The sequence below is a fragment of the Flammeovirga sp. OC4 genome (genome assembly GCF_000812565.1).
In the GTDB taxonomy this organism is placed as follows: domain Bacteria; phylum Bacteroidota; class Bacteroidia; order Cytophagales; family Flammeovirgaceae; genus Flammeovirga.
This window is the reverse complement of the sequence record NZ_JTAM01000012.1, coordinates 1-24970: the sequence shown is the minus strand read 5'-3', so window position 1 is coordinate 24970 and position 24970 is coordinate 1. Positions and strand designations below refer to the sequence as shown.

13 protein-coding genes are annotated in these 24970 nt (G+C 35.2%); 8 read left to right on the top strand and 5 right to left on the bottom strand.

Translation table 11 applies throughout. The features are described from left to right. Positions 1–33: 33 nt before the first annotated feature. Entirely contained in the window at positions 34–4290 is a 4257-nt protein-coding gene (locus tag PL77_RS10750) for a di-heme oxidoredictase family protein (protein ID WP_044204730.1), read from the bottom strand. Between the two features lie 425 nt (positions 4291–4715). Beyond that, on the bottom strand, positions 4716–5891 hold the full coding sequence (locus PL77_RS30425) for a M48 family metallopeptidase (RefSeq protein WP_052444311.1): 1176 nt from the start codon (positions 5889–5891) through the stop codon (positions 4716–4718). Positions 5892–6073: 182 nt separating this feature from the next. Here PL77_RS30425 and PL77_RS10740 point away from each other — a divergent pair, with 182 nt between their 5' ends. From PL77_RS10740 to PL77_RS10720, 5 genes are all read left to right on the top strand, one after another. Next, positions 6074–7798, top strand: a complete 1725-nt coding sequence (locus tag PL77_RS10740; RefSeq protein ID WP_044204726.1) for a phospho-sugar mutase — start codon at positions 6074–6076, stop codon at positions 7796–7798. Positions 7799–7995: 197 nt separating this feature from the next. Further along, positions 7996–8358, top strand: a complete 363-nt coding sequence (locus tag PL77_RS31750; RefSeq protein WP_156152318.1) for a hypothetical protein — start codon at positions 7996–7998, stop codon at positions 8356–8358. A 382-nt stretch (positions 8359–8740) separates the two neighbouring features. Continuing rightward, the gene (locus tag PL77_RS10730; protein ID WP_044204720.1) at positions 8741–11260 is read left to right on the top strand and encodes a family 20 glycosylhydrolase; all 2520 of its coding nucleotides are present in this window, start codon (positions 8741–8743) and stop codon (positions 11258–11260) included. Positions 11261–11714: 454 nt separating this feature from the next. Continuing rightward, on the top strand, positions 11715–14420 hold the full coding sequence (locus PL77_RS10725) for a choice-of-anchor D domain-containing protein (protein WP_044204718.1): 2706 nt from the start codon (positions 11715–11717) through the stop codon (positions 14418–14420). Positions 14421–14632: 212 nt separating this feature from the next. After that, positions 14633–15031, top strand: a complete 399-nt coding sequence (locus PL77_RS10720) for a hypothetical protein (protein ID WP_044204717.1) — start codon at positions 14633–14635, stop codon at positions 15029–15031. A gap of 535 nt (positions 15032–15566) precedes the next feature. On the opposite strand, the gene rocD is transcribed toward PL77_RS10720, so the two are convergent. Next, on the bottom strand, positions 15567–16808 hold the full coding sequence (rocD, locus tag PL77_RS10710; RefSeq protein ID WP_044204711.1) for an ornithine--oxo-acid transaminase: 1242 nt from the start codon (positions 16806–16808) through the stop codon (positions 15567–15569). A gap of 81 nt (positions 16809–16889) precedes the next feature. Then, positions 16890–18983 carry an OmpA family protein gene (locus PL77_RS10705; protein ID WP_044204709.1) on the bottom strand — a complete coding sequence of 698 codons (2094 nt, stop codon included), beginning with the start codon at positions 18981–18983 and terminating at the stop codon, positions 16890–16892. A gap of 461 nt (positions 18984–19444) precedes the next feature. Between PL77_RS10705 and lon the strand changes: the two genes are divergently transcribed. The 3 genes from lon (at position 19445) to PL77_RS30420 (ending at position 24398) form a co-directional block, all read left to right on the top strand. Next, on the top strand, positions 19445–21910 hold the full coding sequence (gene lon / locus PL77_RS10700; RefSeq protein ID WP_044204706.1) for an endopeptidase La: 2466 nt from the start codon (positions 19445–19447) through the stop codon (positions 21908–21910). A 275-nt stretch (positions 21911–22185) separates the two neighbouring features. Continuing rightward, positions 22186–23175: a beta-ketoacyl-ACP synthase III gene (locus PL77_RS10695; protein WP_044204704.1), complete on the top strand. Its 990-nt coding sequence runs from the start codon at positions 22186–22188 to the stop codon at positions 23173–23175. A 344-nt stretch (positions 23176–23519) separates the two neighbouring features. Further along, on the top strand, positions 23520–24398 hold the full coding sequence (locus PL77_RS30420) for a diacylglycerol kinase family protein (protein ID WP_052444309.1): 879 nt from the start codon (positions 23520–23522) through the stop codon (positions 24396–24398). A 349-nt stretch (positions 24399–24747) separates the two neighbouring features. On the opposite strand, the gene PL77_RS32290 is transcribed toward PL77_RS30420, so the two are convergent. Continuing rightward, a partial coding sequence (locus PL77_RS32290; protein ID WP_044204701.1) for a hypothetical protein occupies positions 24748–24970 on the bottom strand: 223 nt, incomplete at its 5' end.

The following is a 24970-nucleotide window of genomic DNA, read 5'->3' as shown; positions in this document are numbered from 1 at the left end:
GAGTAGCTAAGGTGCTACCCTTCATTATTGATTTTAAAGCGTCTTAATAAATTTGACGATGTTACTTTTTTCTTCTTCAGAAAGAGCATTGTATACAGCTCTTACACCCGAAGCATCTCCACCGTGTTTCTGTATCGCTTCTTCAAGAGAACTTGCAGATCCATCATGCATAAATAAAGTTGGATGTCCATTTCTTTCCAGTAAATCAATGTTTCTACCAATTCCCCAAAGTGCTGGTGTTCTGAAATTACCATTGTTGACATTATGTAACTTCATATCAGTATAAGGGCGAATTACAATATCTCTGAATTCCTTAGGAGCATCGCTTCTTGTTTTTTGTGCGACTTGGTGACAAGATGCACAACCTACCTGATTAAAGGCCAATTCACCTTCTACCACCCCTGGTATATTGTAAGAGTTGGCACTACGCGTTGGAACCGTTAGGAATTTGGTGTATGCAATGATTTCTTCTAAGTCTTCTTGAGAAATATCCGTATCAGGGTCAATTCCATGGTCCTCAATCAAGGCATTGCGAGTTTGCTCCTCTACTGTTTCAACTCCTCCATCCCATCTTAATCCAACTTCCGCACCTGCAATCCACTGTAAGAAACCAACACCATAAACCGCTGGTGGTAAACGTGGACCTCTTGGAGTTTGAATCACTTCTGGACCTCTACCATCTCTAAAGTGACATGTACCACAAGTTGTAGACCCGATCTTTGCTTCTCCTAAATCCACCTGATATTGATTATAACCGCCAGCTTCACTTCTATGGACTACACCGTGGAACAAGTGATGCCCCTCTAAGAAATCATCCACATCATCTTCACTTTCTACCGTAATTGAATGTTGTGTGAAAATGGCGTCTCTTTCTAGATTATAGTTTCTTTCATTGAATCCTGCCGTTTGTAAACTTGGTAGTATCATTAAAGTAGATGCCTTACCTGCTGAAGCCAATCGAGGATCTCCAAGCGTATTGAAACCCTGACCAATAAAGTAATTTTGAAGGGTATTATATGTCTGGGCACCACTTCCTCCAGCAACAGCCGTGATTTCATAATTGACCATATTACCATAATTATAGCCTGGGCCAAGGTCAGCATAGGTTGTTCCTGAAACACCTCCAACAGTTGTTGCATATCTTGGTGCTGGAGAATCGCCAATATCTAAAATGTCGATACGAACTACCGTAACGTCAGCTCCTGCATGTGGATGGAAAGTACCATTCGCAGAAGTCAATTGAGGGTCAATTCTTAAATTATCAGGGCCGTCTGTGATGATCGTTTCGTAACGGTCTAAGTAACGTAATTGATCTGCATTGTGTACTGCATCAAAGATAGCTTCAGTGATTCCATCATAAGCATGAGGGTGTCTGAATCGCATCCAATTGGCACCTATGGATGATATCGTTGGACGAGTTCTTGGATCAATTCTCTCCCCTTCGGTTGTAAATAACGAAGAGTACATGTATTGATCACCAGGATCATCTGTCATATAACCTTGTTTCTTATATCTAAAGAAGTAGTAAAAATTACCAGCATCTTTACATTTTGAAGGAACTTCTCCTGTTTCGTTAAGTTTTATTCCTTCAAACTCGATCTGATTACATGAACAGAAAAACTCAAAATCAGGATCTCCTCCAGCTTGAATACCAATAGTTTGACCATAACTTACTGATACCGTAGAATAATCTTCTGCTAAATCAAAAGTATAACCATGAGTACCTGGTGCTACCCCTATCACTGGAGTAGGTAAGGCTGGAGAAGGATACAATACCAATGGAATATCACCACATGGATCGTCACCACATTCTTGACAAGGGCCTCCACAATCCACTCTTGTTTCTCCTTGATTCAAAATACCATCAGAACAAGTTGGTGCTGCACCACCTTCAAGAATTGTGATCTCACCCAAATCAATAGGACAGTCGCCACCGTTCCCCCATCTCACCTTAATTGGGTAAGTACCAGGAGCAAGATCAGCTACCGTAAACCACTCTGAATTATCATTTCTAGCATAAGGATAAGTCTGTCCACCGTCAATTGAAAATTCTAAAACTTCTCTACCTAATACATCTTCATAAACAAAGGTAATCGTACCATCTGCTAAATTCTCAACCGATTCATTGGTCTTTTGAAGTGTTGCATTGGGGTTGGGAGTTCCATTACAAACTTCTTCACATGAAATGCAATTGGCCCCACCACAATCTACACCAGTCTCGTCTCCGTTTTGAATACCATCTTCACACGTTGGGCAATCACCACAACTACCGCCACAGTCAACACCCATTTCATCTCCATTTTGAATACCATCATTACAGGTTGGTACAAAATAACATTGTGCTACCTGAGCTACTTTTTCTTGCTCATTACTTCCTTGAACTTTGATAGTATAATCGGTATTCGTTGAAATAGTTACGAATCGCTTGTAATACCCATCCTCTTGAGCATCTGGCGGGTAACATTGTCCATTTAAACAAAGGTAAGATGCAGAACCTAAATCTTCGTTGTAGTATAAAATACCTTGTCCATCAATGATTGTTAAACCAAAGTCACTACATGATCCTTGTCCAGAACCTGATGAACAAGGTGTACATGAACCGCCACAATCAACCCCTGTCTCATCTCCATTTTGGATACCATCTGAACAAGTATTTGTTGCCACTTCTTTGACGATAAACCACTCATTACCTGCTCCATCTCCGTTCACATCACCTTCAACATTGTCCCCAACATAGTAATACAATGGATTTCCATCAAAAGTTAATTGAAGTTGACCATCACAAGTACCACTTAAACCAAACTCTCCTGTTAAACCTGAAGGCAAAGTAGAGGGTAAAACTACGTTTGCTTTCGTATCAGTAACGACATAAGGCCAGTTTTCAGCACAACCTCCTGTGCAATTTGTAAACTCAGAATTATCATTGGTCCATGTATAAATCGTCATTGGAGGAGCTTCACCATATTGAGCTACAAGATACTCTCCATGTGTAGGAGAAATTGCTACAGAAATTACAAGGTTTTCAGTGGGAAGAGGTTCATCGGTACATGCAGGACAAATACCTCCACAATCTGTTTGCGTTTCATTGCCATCTCTTACTCCATTTTCACATGATCCAACTTTAACAGTTCCCAAATCTGAGGTACAATCTCCATTACTCCATTGAATGGATACAGGGTAATCACCTGCGGCAATATTTTGAATTAAAAGTGTCTGATCACTTAATGCAGTAGTATAAGAAGTACTTCCTAAAATAAAGGTGATGCTATCGTAATCGTTTGTTACATTATCAAAACTAAACGTTACCGTTCCATCAAGTGCTCCATCCGAAGTTTCATTCGTAGTAGCTACTCCATTAAAAATAGAAGATGGACTGTTCAACCCAGTACATGGTAAAGGCTCACCGGCTTCTCCTACAAAATTGACATAATCAACATTGAGTGCTGCATCTCCAGTTTGAAAAATCATTTCAAAGGTAGATCCCTGCTGTATATCAATAGTATAAGTAGCGGTCTGATAAGTACCAACCCAACCACCTGTACTTGTAAAAGGTATATTCCCTTGATCTACACCATCAATAAAAATAGAAATTTCTCCTTCTAATTCGGATGCATAAACGATTTCAACCGAAGAAGCTGACGGGGTATTGGCAATAGAAAAACCTGCTCCTTGCGAAGAGATATAAGCTATTCCTTTTCCATTCGATGCAGATGTATCATCATATATAGACGCTCCACCTAAAACAGTAGCCATTTCTACTTCTACTTTTCTAGAAGTAACCGGTGGTGGTGTGACCTGACATGGTGCACAAGAACCGCCACAATCCACTCCTGTTTCATCTCCATTTTGGATACCATCATCACATGTTGGAATTGGATCGGGGTTAGAAGAATCACCTTTCGCAACAGCCGTAACGGTATATTCAGGTGAAATATACTGTCCGTTTACATTGTCTTGAATCTTTAGTTGGATGGTATAAGTTTGTCCAACTATCAACCCAGGTACTTCTCGCACCCATCTTGAACCTAATTTTTCACCAGCATTACAGTCGCTCCCCAAGCAGATATAATTCCATCCACCAGTCCATCCTTGATCTTCAAAATAGATTGTTCCAGTACCATTTTCAACTTCTACTCCATACTCCTGAGCATTCATTGTAGAAAATGAGAAAAGAAAAGTTAGCACAAGAAATGATAGTTTTTGAGAAAGTTGAATGCTCCGAAATAAAGCAAACAAAGCCCCTATCTTTTTCAAGATAGACCTCCCATTGAAAGTAATTAATTCATTCATTTTTAAAGTTGTAAGTGAATAATTGTTTTTAGTAATAATCCTAAATCATAACTGATTAGCTATCGAAAATTTAGGTATTCACTTTAGCCACTCAAAAAAATGAACTACTTAAATACTACTCGTCAAAGTACACAATCGATACAGGTTCATGTTTCATTATCATTCGACCATCGTCAAAAAAAGTAGTATTGCATATTCTTGTATTAATCCCTATTGCAGTACTTCAATTGCTGTAAATTGAAATTCATATTTCAAACTGAATACAGCAATAACCCATAAAAAAGAACAGCATAGGCTTTTTTCTTCCAAAAAGAAAAATACCTATGCTGTCCATTTCTTAATAGCTTGACGTAATCATTCTTTTAAGAAAATCATCACGAAAGAGTAAGTCACACGCTGAAAATCCAAAAGATTTCTACTTCAAATCAAGAGTTTGGTTTCACACAATATTTGTATAACATTGTTGTAGAAGGTATGTGACCTAGTCGTTCTGCCTCCACCCATGCTTCACATGCTTTGTCTTTTTCACCTATTTTGGAATACATATTTCCTAAAATAAAATGTAGTTTTTCGTTGTTTGGTCTTAATCGTAATGCCCAATTAAGATCTCGAATGACTTCCTTATGTCTTTCCAATTGCATGAGCAGTCGTGCTCTTAAATAATACAGGTTGAAGTGAGTATTTGGAATGTCCTCTCCGTTGAGAATAACAGCATAGGCTGCTCCGTAAGTAGATGCATATTCCTCTGTTGTCACCAATACGCCTTCTGTAAGAATGTCTATTGCCTTTTCAGGTGAATTTAACCCTGATGAATACACTTCAGAATAAGCAGCATAAGCATCATAATTCCATTTATTTTTAGTAATCAATGTTCGAAACGTCTTTGCACTGTTATTGTACTCTTGAATATTGAATTGAGAAAGTGCCAATTGCCATAACATTTGCTCCGTTAACACATTGTTGGAGCTATCTCTTAAGTCAGTTAAAAGATAATGCAGAGAAGTATATTCTTTTTCTTCAAATAACTGTAGAGAGGTATTTTTTAAGACTGAATGCAAACTGTCGTACAACTTTCGATGTTGCGTATAAAGGTATTGCATATCGTACTCGACAGCCTCCAGAATGGTAAAAGCGGTAACATAATCATTGATCTGAGCTGCCCTTTGTGCCTTCTGAAGTAACGAATATTCATATGCGATTTGTTCTTCTACTTTTTTGTCCTTGAGATAATTATTTACCCCAATAAAAGTGATGACTAAGCAAAAGAAACCAATAACGGAAACCATTCCCCAGCGTACCACTTCTCGGTCTTCTTTCTTTTTCGAAGCATTTGAATAAGCAGGTTGGTAGTTTTTAGGGAGAGAAACCCTCCTCTTTTTTGTTTTTGTCCGTTCTTGAAAAAGCCAAGCATCATATAATTCTCTTTGAGACGGATTGGAAAGGTTATTATAAGCCGAAATAATCAACTTAAAATACTCTTCCGCATTTTCATGACTACTTACATCTGGATGGTACTTTTTAGCCATTCGTTTGTAAGCACGTTTAATTTCTTTTTCTGAGGCTTTTTCGTCAATTTCTAGTATCTGATAATAGGTAAACATGTTATGAGTTAAATTCGTTGGTGGGTGTTTGGGTTTATTTCAAACGGTTGTAATATACCAAATTAACATTTTTAAACAATTTTAAAAAGATATTCGAAGGAATTGATATAAATCACCGTAAACATATTATTGTTTTATATTAATTTGCACGCGTATATACCAATCTTATCTTATATATTATAATGGATCAAATAATAAACCAAAACGTACAAGCTTGGTTGGAAGGACCTTTTGACGAAGCAACTAAAACAGAAATTAAACGCTTGCAGACCGAAGACGAACAAGAACTCAAAGAAAGTTTTTATAAGTCACTTGAATTCGGTACAGGTGGATTACGTGGTATTATGGGAGTAGGTACTAACAGAATGAACAAATACACTGTTGGTATGGCTACTCAAGGATTAGCAAATTATGTAAAACAACAAGTAGAAGGTACTCCTAAAGCTGCTATTGCTTATGACTGTAGAAATAACAGTTCATTTTTTGCTGAAGTTGCTGCAAACGTATTAGCAGCCAACGGATTTACAGTTTATTTATTTGATGAACTTCGTGCTACTCCAGAATTATCTTTTGCGATTAGAGAATTAGGTTGTCATACAGGTATTGTACTTACTGCCTCTCACAACCCTAAAGAATACAATGGTTTTAAAGCATATTGGGCAGACGGTGGTCAAGTAGTACCTCCACATGATGGTAATATCGTTGCTGAAGTAAGAAAAATCGAATCTATCGAAGACGTGAAGTGGGAAGGCGGAGCCGGAGAAGTTGTGAAAATCAACAAAGAGGTAGACGAACCTTACTTAGATATGTTAGAAGGTTTGGCTGTTTCTCCTGAAGCAATCAAAGCACAAAAGGATTTGAAAATTGTTTTCACTTCGATTCACGGTACAGGTATCACTATGGTACCACGTATTTTGGAAAGACTTGGATTTGACAACGTCCATATCATCGAAGAACAAGCAGTAGTAGACGGTAACTTCCCTACTGTAGTTTATCCTAACCCAGAAGAAGCGGAAGCATTGAGCATGGCTTTAGCAAAAGCAAAAGAAATTGATGCTGACATCTTATTGGGTACTGACCCTGATGCTGACCGTGTGGGTATTGCGATCAAAAATCACAAAGGAGAGTGGACTTTATTAAACGGTAACCAAACTGCTGCTTTATTATTCAACTACGTGATTTCTGCTCGTAAGAAAGAAGGTAAGGCACAAGACAATGATTTCGTTTGTAAAACAATCGTTACTACTGACCTAATTGATCGTTTTGCAAAAGCAAACGGAATACCTTGCTACAATGTTTTGACTGGTTTCAAATACATTGCTGAAATAATCAAAGAGAAAGAAGGAAAAGAAAACTTCATCGTAGGTGGTGAGGAATCTTATGGCTACTTGATCGGTGATTCTGTAAGAGACAAAGACGCTGTTGCTGCATCTTCAATGATCTGCGAAATGGCTGCTTACTATAAAAATGAAGGTAAATCAATGTTCGACCAATTGATCGACATCTACGTTGAGCACGGTTACTTCAAAGAGAAATTAATCTCAATTACTAAGAAAGGTATGAGCGGTGCTGAGGAAATTGCGAACATGATGAAAGAACTACGTGCTAATCCTCCTGCAACAATCAACGGTTCTACTGTTCTTGAAATGAGAGATTACCAATCTTCAGTAGCTACAGACTTAGTGACAAAAGCAGAGTGTACAATTGATCTTCCTAAATCAAATGTATTACAGTTCTTCTTAGAAGATGGTACTAAGATTTCTGCTCGTCCATCAGGTACTGAGCCTAAAATCAAATTCTACTTTAGCGTAAATACTTCTATCTCATCAGCAGACGAATTTGATGCTGCAGATGCTACTTTAGAAGAAAGAGTTGCTAAAATTATTGAAGACATGAAATTGAAATAAACATCAATTCATTCTCTTTTATTAGCCAATAACCTTTAAAAGGTTATTGGCTATTTTTATATAACGGCAGGGATTCTTTTAAAAACCCTTATAATAAAACAACTTTTCTAAATTCAACTGTCAATTTTCCAACCTCGATTGTTCTACCTCGTTTTAAAAAGCAAAGTTAATTTACAATTCTATTAAACTATGTGTACGTGCAAAAGGTAAAAAAAATAATCGTGAGAGAAGTTCGATACTTCTTTTTCGCCCTTTTCCTAATTGGATCAGGAGCTTTACCTTTTCTAACTGATCATTTCTCAAAAGAGCCAACAACAACAGCAGCTCAAAACTTATCCAATGAAAATATTAGCATTCTGAATGACCGAAAGTTGAACATTGAAAGTGCTCAACTTAGCCAATTGTCTTTTTTCAAGAAGGAATGGAAAAACAAAGGAAATGAAGACCGACAAAGCATGCATCTTTACTTTATGTACTTTGCATATGTTTGTCTTGTTATCTTCTTCATTTACCCCGTAAGGTACAATATTTACATCCTCAATTATCTTTTGGAACAATAACTCCACAAGGTTAAAATAAGTGACATTGAGGTGAAACATTAAATTTCGAGCATCATGGTAAAAACTATGGTGCTCGTTTCCGTTTTTAGGCTATTTCTCCTCTTTTCTATATCATCCTACTATCAAGCCTAGAGATAAAATAAGGCAGGTATACCCTATGATAGATTATAGTAAATGTGCTAACAAGACCTCAATAGCAGGGATTAGACCTACTTTTCATTTCTACCAAAATACATTAAACAGCGTTTTTATGTTGTTTGACTTGAAAAACATGCCTCTCAGCTAAAAGTTTTCTTTCTACACTTATTAAATAATAAATTGCTTATAGAAATAATATCGAATTATGTTTTGGCTGTGCCAAGGAACAATAGAATATACTATAATGAGGACATTCAACTATCTTTTATTCGTGTTATTTTTGGGACTTTTCTCTTGCGTAAGTACAAAAGAAAAAAGCACTAAGGATATCACAATACATTGGAAACAACGAACAAACGATGCGAATGAAAAAAATGAATCATTTGCAGAATTAACCATAAAAAATGTAGGCAAACAAAACCTTGATAAGGATAATTGGGAACTATATTTCAACAATAAACCGTGTACAGATTTAAATGTAGACCTTGCAGGTGAGGATGTCAACATTGAGAGAATTAATGGCGATTTCTTTAAAATTACACCTAAAAAAACATTTAAAGGTTTAACTACAGGTGATAGCATAATTGTTCCTCTTTATACCAACAGTGCAGTTATTAAGTATACAGATAGAGCTCAAGGGTTTTACTTTATTTTCAATAAAAACAATAAGAAAGAGTTTTATACACCAAGTTATTCTTACAGTGACTTAGAGCCTTCAATGGCTAAAATATCTGCTACAGATACTTATGAGGTAGAAACGAAAGAGATCCGATACAAGAAAAATAGCAAGTTATCTGAAATTGAATTAACGACAGCTCAGAAAATAATTCCTTCTCCTTATTCAGTAATTGAAGGAAAATCAAGCATCGATATTACAACTTTAAAGCAAATCGAGGCGGCAGCAAATACAACAAAACAAGCTAAGTTATTACAAAGTTACTTTAAGGATGCTACTGGAGTTGAATTAGAAATCGTTCCAAAGGCAACTGAAAAAGCTATTCATCTAACATTACATAAAGTTAATGATTCTGAGGAGGCTTACACTTTGGATATCAATGAAAACAATATCAAAATTTCTGGTCAAGAAAAAGGAATCGTTTATGGTATTCAAACATTAAGAGGTCTTCTCCCTATCCAAGGAGAAGCAAACAGCATCAAAACAGCTAAAATTAAAGATCAACCTCGTTTCGGTTACAGAGGATTTATGCTAGATGTTGCAAGAAACTTCCAAACCAAAGAAACGGTCTTAAACCTTCTGGATGTAATGTCATTCTACAAAATGAATACTTTACATTTCCACTTAACAGACGATGAAGGTTGGAGAATTGAATTGAAGAAATTCCCAGAATTGACAGAGATTGGTAGTATTCGTAAACACCCTACTTCGGAATACAGTACGTTACCTTCTTACGGTTCTGGTGCTGAAGGTATTGAAAATGTTTCCAACGGTTATTACACGGTGGAAGATTACATTGAAATTATCCGTTATGCTGATGAGAGAAATATCACAATTATCCCTGAAGTAGATCTTCCTGGACATGCTCGTATTGCCATTAATGCAATGAAGTTTAGAGCTGAAAATCTTCGTAAGGTGGAAGAAAATGAAGAAGCTGATAAGTATATTCTTCACGATCCAAATGATGAGTCAGAGTATTCTTCTGTACAAGGCTTCAACGATAATACAATCTGCCCTTGCCAAGAATCTTCGTATACATTTATCAATGATTTGATCGGAGAATTTAAAACGATTTATGCTCAAGCAGGTATTCCATTAGAAACAATGCACCTTGGCGGTGATGAGGTAGCACATGGTGTTTGGGAAAAATCTCCTCTATGTCAAGAGTATATGAAAGAAAATGGCATCAAGAGTATTAACGAATTGAAAGGATTTTATGCAGTAAAACTTGCTGATATTGCAAAAGCAAACCAAATCAAATTACAGTTATGGGATGATATTCTTCATCATGCAGAGGGTATGTCTTCTGAAAACTTGACCTTAAACGCATGGGACAACTCATGGGGTTCTGGTACTGAAGATTTCGGTTATAAGAGAGCAAATGAAGGATATGATGTAATTCTGACAAGCGTTTCAAGCCTTTACTTTGATATGGCTTATACAAAAGAAGTCGATGAACCTGGTTTCTACTGGGGTGATTATAACGATACAAGAAACATTTTCAATTATCTGCCTACTAACTTCTTTGAGGTGAGTCATAAACTACGCTTAGGTGGTGATTTGACCGTAAAGGAAATGAAAGATAAAGAGCGTTTGACGGCTAAAGGCTTATCACATATCAAAGGTATACAAGGGGCATTATGGTCAGAAACTTTAAAGTCTCCTCAAGACACTGAATATTTACTTTATCCTAAGATGATGGCATTAGCTGAAAGAGCATGGTCTAAATCTGTAGTGAAAAAAGGAGATAAAGAAAAAGAGATTTTCAAAAATCTAGATCAAAAATGGAATGTGTTTGCAAATGCCGTTGGACAAAGAGAATTTAACCGATTGGCTTCATGGGGACGTAACTTCAGAATACCTCCTGTAGGAGTTGATTTAGAAAATGATGTATTAAAAGTAAATGTTGCCTACCCTGGCCTACAAATACGCTATGCATCAGTAAAAGAAACTTTAGACATAAATTCAAAAGTGCTTACTTCACCAATGAAAATTGATGGACCTATCAAAGTAGCTGCTTTTGATGCTTACGGCAACTATGGTAGAGTACAAGTCATCTCAAATAATAAGAGTATGGCAGGTTTATAAACATTATAAAATTAACTGACAAACAACCTTTCTAAACCATTCTTTTTGGCAACATTAAGAATGGTTTTGTTTGTTTAATACCTTTTGTACAGTTGTAGTCTATTGTTAAGACAAAAATGAAAAAGAAGGAAGATTGAAAGTAGATTCTATAATTGCTTATAGAGAAGTCGATTAAAAGTTGACGATAACTGAGTTTACAGTGTACGAAACACCATGGTAACAGATGTTAAACAATTTAGGATTACAAAAAAGATGGTAAAAAACACCTACTTCAACACATTAAATCGTTTTCAAAATCTAACCAAAATAAAATTCTGAAAGTTCACTAAATAACAATGTAAACATCAAGCTCAACTTTATTACTTGTACTTGCTACGTCTAATAACTCCCGTACTTTTGTCCTCTAACTTTAAATAATTTTAATTAACCTCTCACATTTTATCAACTAACATAAATGATGAAATACACATTTACTATTCTAATTTCAATTCTATTTCTGAGCATAACGTTTCAATCCAATGCACAAGGAAAATTAGGCCTATACAAAGTCAACAGTGATAATACAGAAGATGTATTAAACGATAAGGACACTATCAACTTTGGTAATCCTGGAGTAGCGTCACCCATTCTATCACAACAAATCATAGTCAGAAATGAGTCTTCAACTGAGTCATTGACAATCAATACAATTACTTTTGATGACACAGGAATTTTTGGTTATTTCCCTGCTTCTGGAGAGATGACTATCCATCCTAATGAAGCTGGGAGTTTTTATATTTATTACTCTGCTGCTTCTAATATTGATTTACATAAAGGATTTCTTACTTTTTCTTCATCAGATCCACAAGCTCCCTCTGTTACCATCAACACGATTGTCAATAAAGATGATGGAGAACTTAAAGTAAGTAGCCCTGAATATCCTATTGTCAATAATCAAATTGACCTTGGAGATGTATTAATTGGAGAAATAAAACGTTTCACTATTGAGATGGAAAATATTGGAGAAGGCTATATGTTTGTCGATAAAACAGAATTTGATTCAGAAACAAACAAGTTTATCTCTACCTACCACACAAAACAAGGCTTCGGGAAAGGTACGACTTACAATAATAATCTTTCATTTAAAGCAATGAAAAAAGGTGCTTTTGAAGCCATCATCAAGAATAAACTTGAAAGAGGGCAAATGGATGAACATCAAATAAAAGTCATAGGAAATGTATTATCACCAGAGGTAGAAATTAGTTATAAAGGTGATCTACTCCAACCTGAAAATACTATTACAGAAAAGCCTCTACCCTATGCAACTCAACAATTCCGTTTCACGGTAGAAAATAAAGGTAATGCCGATTTAACAATCAATGGTGTCACTTTAAACCAAAATAATGATCGTGAGTACCATATGCCCAATAGCGGTATTTTTACCACAATCCAACCAAATGAATCTTTCACGTATACCTTAGAGTTAATTCCTTCTAGTATCGGGAAAAAGAATGTTGAGATTATATTCAATACTACAGATGTAGAGGCTCCAACAATTAAAGTTGATTTTTCAACAGTCATTGAAGCTGCGATGATTCGTTTTGAAGATAAAAATGGACAAGAGATCACTCAAAACCTAGGGTTTGATATGCAATCCACATCAGATAATGCAATGGTGACTGATGAACTTTATATCAAAAATATTGGAAATAAAGTATTAAGTATTACTCAGTTTTCTGAAATCTATGACATCCATAATCAATTCTCTTTTGACTATTCAGGTGGTGATATTGGTATAAATGAACGTCAAAAAATTTCATTCACCTATTCTCCTAATGGGTATAATGCATATAAGAAAAGCTTTCCGATAGATATCGTTTCAAATGCTCATGAAAAAAAAACGATTCGCTTCAATGTTCATGCATTCCATCAATACCATGAAGCTGAATTAAAATACGAAGGTAATTTAGTCTCAGAATCGTACCCTATTGATTTTGGTCGTTTTGATATCAATACAGGCAAAGAAATTACGCTTCTTGTTCAAAACTCAGGTACATTACCTTTGACCATAAAAGGTGTAAGTTTCAAAAATACAGGTCAAAACGATTTCGAAATTAAAGAATTTACTCAAAATGAAATCAAGGCAAATGAAAATGGTAAGGTTGTTATTCAATGTAATTCATCGAAAGCACATCAGCATCTTGAGGAAATACTAAAAGTAGAAACATCAGATTACAAAAATGCTATTCAAACTGTCAGGTTAACAGCAAATCCAGTTAAGTCTGAATTTTATATGAGTAATCCTGAAAATACCATTACCGTATGGAATGGAGATATAGAAGAATATGGTCCTTTGAGTTATGAAAGGGATTTTGAGTACACTTATGTCATTCAAAACAGAGGTGCAGCTCCTTTAACCATAAAAACCATCACAGTAGACCTAAACGATGGTTATACACTGGATTTTTCGGGGTTTGATCTTCCAATTACACTTCAACCCTCTGAAAAACAAAATCTGATCATGCATGCTACTCCACATTTACCAGGAGAGTATAACTCAAAAGTGCATATCACAACAGATGAACCTTCTGCCAATCATTTCAGCTATACCGTAAAAATGACTTCATTACTTCCGGTATTGGAGGTGACACATAATAATGAAGTAATACAACCCAGTACTGTGGATTTTGCAGGTTTTGATGCTTACACGCTAACCATACTCAATAAAGGAACTGACATCCTAGAATTACCCTCAATTCTTGTAAGTGATAATGATGAATTCTCAATTTCTTATGACGAGAATGTGAATTTCTTAAGACCTCAAGAAAGCTTGGATATTACCATTAATTATTCGCCAAAGGATAAAATAAAAGTGGATGGTATTTTCTCTTTAAAAACCAATGACAAAAAAATGGAAGAGTTCTCATTGGTTTTAAAAGAAAGAACGGTAACAAGTATTGATAACCAAGTGGTTAAAGTAGATATTTATCCAAATCCTGCTGAAGACCAACTATATATTAAAGGAATATCTCAACAAGTAAAAGTTAGGATTTTCGATCTCTATGGCGTGCAACATATAGATCAAATATCTAATGGAACGATTGATGTCAGTCGATTACATGCAGGGATTTATGTTTTAGATATTGGTGGTCAAATCACTCGAAAAGTGATCATTAAGTAAAAATTTAATGAGCATTATGATGTTTTTTTGAATAGTAAATGATCATTGTGGTTCGGTAGAACGTTATAACATATTGATTTGTAAAGCTTATTCTCTCAATTTTCGACTGAATAGTTAACTTTACTTTAAGAGATTTGCTTCGATCAATAATACTTTAGAATTTTGTAATTGGGAGTCAATGAAAAATTTGATTCCAAATCAAAGAAAAGATTATGCAGAATACGCCAGAATTAAATAGTCAAGGAAAATACCTTGGTACAATTACAAAAGATTTTATTAAAGTCTATTCCGTACTTCAAGAAGCTTCCTATCAAATCAGAAAAAGAAACTTTTCTCAATACCCTATCTTTCCCGTGAGCAAAACACAAGCGAAAGTAGGGCAATACATTGTAGGGCCTCAACAAAAGGATTTCCTAGAGTGGAATTATAATGTTTCTTTCGCTGAAGAATTCCTTCAAAAGGAACTTATTCTTGCAGAGAAATATGAAGAGTTTAAAAAGAACTATAAAAATGCAGATGAATTTTGTTGTCTTTTCGTAATTGATGAAGACTTCGTCAATTTCGTTTTTATTCCTTATCCAGTGGATGAGGAAGGAAAAGAGGTTTTATAATAGAATATCATCTATTGAAGTAGTTGATCTACTTTATAAATAGGGGCATAGATTTTGAAGTGTAATATTTCGGAATTTATGTCCCTATTTCTTTGATTTACAGACCTCCTGAACTAGGAATGAATACAAAAAGAATAATTTACTCGACTCAATAACATCATCAACTCCCATCTTTCTATAACTAACCATTCATCCTCTAATAAATATCAAAATGAATCAAGAAAAACAAAATGATGCTTTCGGAAAAACTGAATTTGGAAGTTTAATCTTCATCATACTTATTGTTTGCTTTTTGTTTTTAATTCTTCCAGAAATGCATCTTACAGTACTTCACCCTAAATCTCTTTTTTATTTTTTAATCTATAGTTTGATTTTAATTCTATCAGGGTTCACCTTTAATTATTTTCTAAAGACATTAAATCAAATTTTTAGAAAAAAATAGTCTTACTCGCAAGTCGCCTAAAAATAAAAAGGGCATCGAGTAATTAAATACCAGATGCCCTTTTGATCTATATGATTGATAGAAGTAAATTATTTACTTCTCAAAATTCATTACGACTTCTTCAATGATCGCAATACATTCCATTAATTGCTCTTCAGTAATTACTAAAGGAGGTGCAAAACGGATAATATTACCATGCGTTGGCTTTGCTAAAAGACCTTTGTCCATTAAAGCATAGCACAACTTCGTAGCTGTAGAACTTTCCTCCGTATCATTTACTAAAAGTGCATTCAGTAAACCTTTACCTCTTACTCCAATTAGTAAATCCGTTTTTCCGCAAAGTTCTTCCATCTTCGCTCTGAAAATCACACCTAAGTCATACGCATTTTCAGTAAGCTTTTCGTCTTTCAGTACGTTTAAAGCTTCCATCATCACTGCACATGCTAACGGGTTACCACCGTAAGTAGAACCATGTTCACCAGGATTCAATACATCCATTACTTCATTGGAAGATAAAACTGCAGATACAGGATAGAAACCACCTGAAATAGCTTTACCTAAGATGATCATATCCGGCTTGATTTCTTCATAATCTGAAGCCAACAATTTACCTGTTCTACCCACACCTGTTTGAACTTCGTCTACCATAAATAGTACATTATGTTTGTTACAAAGTTCTTGTGCTTTTTTCAAGTAGCCTTCTTCAGGAAGGTAAACACCTGCTTCACCTTGAATTGGTTCTAACCAAAGACCCGCTACATTAGGGTTTTGTAATACCTCTTCTAAAGCGGCAATATCATTATAAGGCACAATTTCGAAACCTGGCATAAACGGACCGAAGTTCGTTGTTGCGACAGGATCTGTTGAAGCTGAGATAATCGTCGTCGTTCTACCGTGGAAGTTTTTCTCTACACCTACAATGATTGCCTCATTTGCAGGAATACCTTTCTTCTCGTAACCCCACTTTCTTGCTAATTTAATAGCAGTTTCATTTCCTTCAGCACCTGTATTCATTAGGATTGCTCTTTCGAAACCAAATGTATCACATAACATTTTTTCGGCAATACCTAGCTGATCTGAATAGAAAGCTCTTGATGTCAAAGTCAACTTTGAAGCTTGTTTGACCATCACATCTAAGATTCTTGGATGAACGTGACCTTGATTCACTGCACTGTAAGCTGAAAGAAAATCATAGTATTTCTTTCCCTCTACATCCCATACAAAAACGCCCTCACCTTTCTCTAATACAACAGGTAGGGGTGCATAGTTGTGTGCACCATATTTCTTCTCCAAAGCGATTGCTTCTTGCGAAGAGATAGACTTTACTTGTTCCATGACAGTTAATCAATTATGAATATTGTGTTTATTATATTATAGTTCGTCAAATATGAAAGTTATTCATCTACTTTCCAAAAATTAGTCATCACTCCACTCAAAATTATCATCTGTTACAGGAACTGAAATTCTATATTCATCTAGGAAAATCTTAAACTCTACCCTTCTATTCAACCGTTTTTCATCTTCGTTCTGAGGATTCACAATGATAGGATCATCGTCCCCTTTGCCATCGGCAATGACACGATTGTCTTCCATCTCACCGTAATTGATCAAGAACCTACGAATGGACTCTGCCCTTTCTTTAGATAATTTCAAATTGGCTTTTGAATTACCATCTGAGTCTGTATGTCCGGTCACCAACAATCTGTAATTTTCATGTTTAACTAAAAAGTCAACCACTAAATGAAGATTGTTTTCCATCTCAGGTTTTAACTTTGAACTACCAGGGTCAAAATCAATGGATGCAAATGAAAGGGAACTATTTACAGAAATAGCAGGTATTTGAACATGTCTATCTCCTTCTACAAAAAATATTTCTTCAATCTGGAAAAAATTATCTCCTTCAATCACCAAGAGGTATTTCTTTTCGTTGACCAATTCAAAATCAAAAGAGCCATCTTCTCTGATTTCCTTTGGAGCTACCTCCACCCTATCCGATAAATCAATGATCGTTACTACACCTTTAAAAACTTCACCTGTTGTAGGTTCTACAACTCTTCCTGAAAAACGGACTGTATTGTTTGGTTTTGCCTCCATGGGAAGAGGGAAAGATTGTAAATCTAGATTTGGATCTCCTTTGACCTTAGATTTTGCGTAATACAGTTGCTTCGCCTCTGAGTCAATTGCAAAATAATACTCATCACCAGGACCATTGACCAAAGGACCCACGTTTTTAGGCTCTGTAAATTCTCCTTTAACGATGTAGGATTTATAAATATCAAAGCCCCCAAAATTGATAATACCTAAAGAAGAACTAAAATATAAAACTGGAAATTTCACATGGGGATGAGGGCTCAATTCACTTCCTCTAGAATTAATAAATGGCCCTATATTTCTAGGTTTACCCCAGCTGCCATCTTTTTTCTTTACACTAAAATAAATATCAGCGTTACCAAAACCGCCCTTACGATCAGATGCAAAATACAAAGTATCCTCGGTCATGGACAGCGAAGGATGAGAATCCCAAGCGTAAGAATTAATGCCCGGACCCATATTTTTAGGTTTACCCCAACTGCCATCTTCATTTTTTTGAGAGACATAAATGTCACAATCTCCAAAACCGTCAGGTGTCATACAACGAATAAAGTAAAGTGTATTTCCATCTTTTGTAAGGTATGGTGACCCTTCATTGTATTTTGTATTGATTTCATCAAATGACTCAGCCGGTCCCCACATATCAAATTCAGTCTTTTCGGATACAAAAATATCCTCGTTAGCATGTGAAGGATTAAACTGTCTGTTGAAAGCTGATGTGTCTCTACCACTTCTATTACTTGTAAAAAGTAACCTGTTTTGAGCTTCGCCACCTAATGTCATTCCATAGTCTGAAAATTGAGAGTTCACATGACCACCCATATCCACCAATACATCTTCAGGGGGTTGAAGTGTATCAATTAATGCTCTTTTATCTACCAACCGATAGTAGTCATCTAGGTTGGCATATAATGGTTTTTCGAATAAAACTAAGTTATCGTAATGTTTCAATGCTTTTGAAAAGTCACCACGATAATGTCTTAGAAGAAGTCTATAGGATTCTTTGGCTAACGCCCTATCACCTGCATGTTCTGACACTTTGGCCAATCGCCAAATCAGATCCATGTCTTCTTTCTTTAAAAAATTTTGAATGCCAAAAGAAGTGACATAAGTATACAATAGTTGTCTGTATTCAGCCCATTGTTTGTTTCTTTCTAGTCTTAAGATTTGAGCTAAAGCTTTGTCGTTTCTGTAATATGGAATACGATTTATATTCGGGAATTTTAATCCTGGTAGCTTGACTACTTTATTGATAGAAGTAGGTTCAAACTCAGAAATTTTCAGTCCGCTGTCTTGTTGTTCCTTATTTTGTGATTCGGCCTTCTTTTTCTTTTTTCTTTGTCCATATATTGGGTTATGCATGAGCAACAATACGATGAATAAAAGACTAAGTCCGCTTCTAATGAAGGTTTTTTCCATAGTTTATCTTATCTCTCTATTCTTTTAAGATAATCAAAGATGTTAATTTAATTGAGTACTTAAACCAAAATTAGTTCATAATTTGATTCTTTGTTGTTTTTTGTAAGCATAACGCTAAAAAAACGCACTAAAAGTGGTACTATTCTACGTTTTTTGAAACCAAAAATTGTAATATAATAATAAGAAGAAGTAGTATAAAGTCATTTTGAGTTAGTACTTTTGTACATTTACCATAAAAGATAATTTCATACCTGAAACATCTCTATATTTATATAACGTAAAAAAAATTGTTTCCGTACAGTCGTAGGGAAATTCAAAATAATATACCGTCCATTGTTGCGCCACTTTTGTCAGTTGAGCATGAAAATATGTCAGCATTTACCATTTAGGTACAATATTGAATAATACTAACCATACTGATTGTGCAGATAGGCATAATAAAGACAAGACAAACTCAATTTATGAGAAAAACAAAAGATACATTAGCCCAAGGGCTTTTATCAAATATAAATAATGATGCTGTGATTTCAGTGATTGCTGAAGATGATAGTAGCGAATATCAATTAGACGGAATTACAGAACTTGAGGTACCCATACTTCCACTAAGAAATATGGTACTCTTCCCTAATGTGATTTTACCCATTACCATCGGAAGAGAAAAATCCTTAAAGCTTGTAGAGGAGGCTTACGATAAAAAACAATTTATCACTGCAATCGCTCAAAAAGATGCCGCTGTTGAAGATCCATCTTTTGACGATATGCATAAATTTGGTACACTTGTTCAGATCGTAAAAATCTTACAATTACCAGACGGTAACTGTACAATCATAGCCCAAGCAAGAAGTAAAGTTGAACTGATTGATGTGACGACACAAACTCCTTATTTAAAAGGAAACGTTGCCATCAAAGAGGAAAACTTTGAAAATATAACGCCAGATCAAGAGAAAGCTTTAGAATCATCTTTGAAAGATTCTGCTTATCACCTTTTGAGCTTAAACCGTGACATTCCTCAAGAAGCTTCTTTAGCTTTAGAGAATATCAAGGGGCTAGAATTTTTAGCCAATTTCATTGCCACAAACATCACGGCAGATGTTAAGGAAAAAGTGAAAATCCTTAAGATCACTGATGGTAAAACCAAAATCGAGAAACTCCTTAAATTGATGAATAAGGAAGTGAACGTTTTGGAAATCAAAAATGAGATTGCTGGAAAGACAAATGTAGATATTGATCAACAGCAACGTGATTACTATTTACGTCAGCAAATGAAAGTACTTCAAGGTGAATTAGGAATGGAGGGTCCTGATCAAGAAATTGAAGAACTTAAAGCTCGTGCTGTTAAAAAAGACTGGCCAGACAACGTTAGGGAACATTTCTTTAAAGAATTAGCAAAACTTCAACGTTCAAATCCTGCTGCAGCTGATTTTGCAGTATCAATGAACTATTGTGAGTTTATGCTTGATCTCCCTTGGAATAAATTAACAGAGGATTCTTTTGACTTGAAAAATGCTCAAAAAATCTTAGATAAAGATCACCAAGGTTTAGAAAAAGTAAAAGAACGTATTTTAGAATACCTTGCTGTTCTTAAACTAAAAAATGACATCAAAGGACCTATCTTATGTTTATATGGCCCTCCAGGTGTAGGTAAAACATCACTTGGTCGCTCTATTGCAAAAGCATTGGGTAGAGAATATAATAGAATCTCATTAGGTGGTTTACATGACGAGACGGAGATCCGTGGTCACCGTAAAACCTATGTAGGAGCTATGCCTGGTAAAATCATTCAAAGTATCAAAAAATCAGGCGTTTCAAACCCTGTATTCATTTTGGATGAGATTGATAAAATCGGCTCAGATTTCAAAGGAGATCCTTCTTCTGCCTTCCTTGAAGTACTGGACCCTGAGCAAAACAGCTCTTTTGTTGACAACTACTTGGAGGTAGAATATGATCTTTCAAAAGTATTGTTTATTGCAACAGCCAACTCTTTAGATACTATACAACCTGCCTTAAGAGACCGTATGGAAATCATTGAGATTACAGGTTATACATTTGAAGAGAAAGAGGAAATTGCTAAAAAACATTTAATTCCTAAGCAAAGAAAGGAACATGGTTTAAAAGCAAAAGATTTTACACTTTCGGCTAAAGGTTTAAAATTCTTAATCGAAAATTACACTAGAGAATCTGGTGTTCGTGGTTTAGAAAGAACTGTGGGTTCTATTGTTCGAAAGGTTGCAAAATCTATCGCACTTGAAGAAGAGTACAAGAAAACAATTGGACCAGATGAAATTGTAAAATTCCTAGGTGCTCCTATCTTTGAAAGAGAAACCTACCAAGACAACGAGTATGCAGGTGTTGTGACTGGTTTAGCTTGGACTTCTGTTGGTGGTGAAATCTTATTTATTGAAAGCTCACTGAATAGAGGTAAAGGTAGATTGACCCTTTCGGGACAGTTAGGTGACGTGATGAAAGAATCTGCGACCACGGCATTGTCTTGGTTAAAAGCAAATGCAGAGGTATATGATATCGATTATAGAATTTTCGAAAACTATGATTTACATATTCACGTACCAGCTGGTGCTGTTCCAAAAGACGGGCCTTCTGCAGGTATCACAATGCTTACTTCTATGGTTTCTATCTTTACACAACGTAAGGTAAAAGCTAAATTGGCGATGACTGGTGAAATCACTTTGAGAGGTAAAGTATTGCCTGTAGGTGGTATTAAAGAAAAGCTACTTGCAGCAAAAAGAGCTGGAATTAAAGAAATCATCTTCTCGGAGAGAAACCAAAGAGATGTGAAAGATATTCCAGAAAAATATACAGATGGTTTAACACTTCATTTTGTTAAAGATGCAAAAGAAGTTTTAGACATTGCACTTCTAAAAGGTAAGGTTGGAGACCCTATTCAATTTCACCTTCCAAAAGAAAATTAGGCTTTAAAAAGCACAAAAAAAGGGGCTATCTTCATTCGCAGAATGTTATAAAGATAGCCTCTTTTTTTTGCATTACATTAAAGTGAATATTCATTCACAATGGTTTATGTTTTATCCTTAATATTAACTCTAAAAAACATCTTTATATAATGATATTTTTTCTTTAATCGAAAAAAATTCTTTTTTTTGCATCGAAGTTTAATTAAAAACAGTACCCCATTGTACTGCTTTTTTTTTCTTCCTTACACACAATTACCATAAAAGTAACCAAACGTATGAGTCCAATAAATGCTGCGATTACCGCTGTAGCAGGCTGGGTTCCTGAAGACAAATTAACAAACCACGATTTAGAGCAAATGGTGGAGACTAGTGATGAATGGATCACTTCTCGAACAGGAATTAAGGAAAGACGTATTTTAAAAGGAGACAATAAAGGTACTTCAACACTTGCGATAAATGCCGTACAAGCATTGCTAGAAAAAACAAATGCTAAAGGAGAAGAGATTGACTTATTGATTTGTGCTACATCAACGCCAGATATGGGATTTATCTCTACTGCCAACATTGTCTGTGACGCAATTCAATCCAATGCTATGAGCTTTGATATTTCTGCAGCTTGTTCAGGATTTATATATGCTTTAGAAATGGCTTCCAACTTTATTAAGTCAGGAAACTATAAAAAAGTTGTAGTAGTAGGTGCTGATAAAATGTCGTCTGTAATGGACTACACTGATAGAAATACATGTATTCTTTTTGGAGATGGAGCAGGTGCTGTTCTACTCGAACCAAGCGAAGAATATGGTCTAATGGATGCTGTATTACACTCGGATGGGTCAGGCAAAGACCTATTAAATGTAAAAAGAGGATCAGCTTATCCACTTTCATTACAACATTTAGCTGAAAACGAACACTTCTTCTACCAAGATGGTAAGTCGGTTTTTAAACATGCAGTAACAAATATGGCTTCTGCCGCTGCTTCTATTTTAGAAAGAAACCAACTTTCTGCAAAAGATGTTGCTTACCTTATCCCACATCAAGCCAACTTGAGAATTATTGATGCAACTGCCAAACGCATGAAACTAGAGAAAGAAAAAGTGTGTATCAACATTGAAAAATATGGAAATACTACTGGTGCCACTATTCCTTTGGTTTTATGGGATTTTGAAAAGAAATTTAAAAAAGGCGATAACCTAGTTTTAGCGGCCTTTGGTGGAGGGTTTACATGGGGTTCCCTTTACATCAAATGGGCTTATGATAGTGAATAAGGCTATGATCTCCTTTTAGACTATAGAAACAGCATTTTTTCTGAATCAAAAGAGAAAATGCTGTTTTTTTTATATATTTATGAAAATAGAAACTTAACCTAAAAAAATGTAATCAAGCTTTACCTTATATTAAGATTACTATTCTACTGGTGGTGTGAAATTTAAGACTATAAAGACTATAAAAATTTGCCGAATTACCTTACAAAATGAACTAAAATTATATCACACCTTATGAATAATAACCTCATAACTGAGGGACTGCTTTGTTATATTCTTTTTTTAATAACTGGTTGATGGTTAAGGACGAGTAATTTTTTAAAATCTTATTTTAAAACAAATTCATCATGCCTAACATAATATTGATTACGAATCCAAAATCTGGGAATGGTTCGTCTATTAAAGCAGCACACCTTGCACAACAAGCATTAGCAAGTAAAAGGATCAACGTACATATTGTCTACACTGAATATCCTGGTCATGCCTCAACGTTAGCAAAATCTCTATTAAATGATTTTGATATCATAGTCGCAATTGGTGGAGACGCTACGGTAAATGAAGTAGCACAATCGTTAGTTGGAACAGATAAGATTTTTGGGATCATTCCTTGTGGATCAAGGAATAGACTAGCCGAGCACTTTGGTATACCTGCACGACTAAAAAAGGCGATAAAAATTATATATCATCAAAAGGTAATTCATATCAATGCTCCACTTATCAATGATCAATACTTTTTTTGTAACGCAGGGATTGGTTTTGATACTTTGATCAACAACAATAGTTTGATGCAATTCAACAGCAAAACTTTAAAGAACTACTTTAAGGTAAAGTTTATGGGATTACAAAATCAAGTACAGAATGAATATACAATTCATATCAATGGTCAGAAAATCACTTCAAAAGCTTTTTCGATAACTGTAGACAAAGGAGCTCAAACTCATCCTATGGACTTGGATACAACATCAAAAAAATTAAATGATGGACTCCTCAAAGCAAAATTTTCAGCTAAGTCCTCCCTTCATAATCTTATCAATTTTGATGTTCAAATTCTCAAAGACAATAATGTATCAAAAGGTACTAACTTAAAATCAAATGATTTTGTGGTGAACTCCACTACTCAGAAAAGTCAGATTCTAGGCCACAAAGATGGAGAGCATAAAAAGTGGTCTACTCCTTTAAATTTTAAGATTAGAAAAGAAGACCACCTTAATGTGATCATTGATTAAACACATTATAAAATCAATTTTCATTAATTAAAGAAGTTCTTTTTATGAAGGATAAATGGTTATGTATTGTGGTTCGCGAGGACGTTGCATTGCAACGACCCTACAGAACTGCTTTTTAAAAGATTATTATAAAATCCTCATTTTTTTTATCTGTAATCAAGCAATCATTTAGGCGAATGGAATGAAATTTAGCTTTTGACTTCAAAGCCTTGACTTTTTTGCTTCGTTTTTGTGTTAAGACAAAAATGAAGAAGAAGGAAGCTTGAAAATCGACCTTATAAAAAAAAGTAGAAAGATTGATTAGAAGTTAACTTCAATTTAGTTTACAATGTATTAAATACATTGTAAACTAAGTTTTCGAATATTTATGATTTTTAGAAATCAGGAGATTTCTGTTGATCTGTAGGACACGAATGCCGCTAACGCTTAACATTCGCGCCAGTGGCATTCTACCCAATTCGTTTGGCAGTACTTTCCTCGGCCTTGAAGGGAAAAGCGTTAAAAATTTCATGGAATGAGCCGTTAAAAATGATTTTCTTGTTTGAGCTTTAGCGAGTTTAAAATCATTTAGG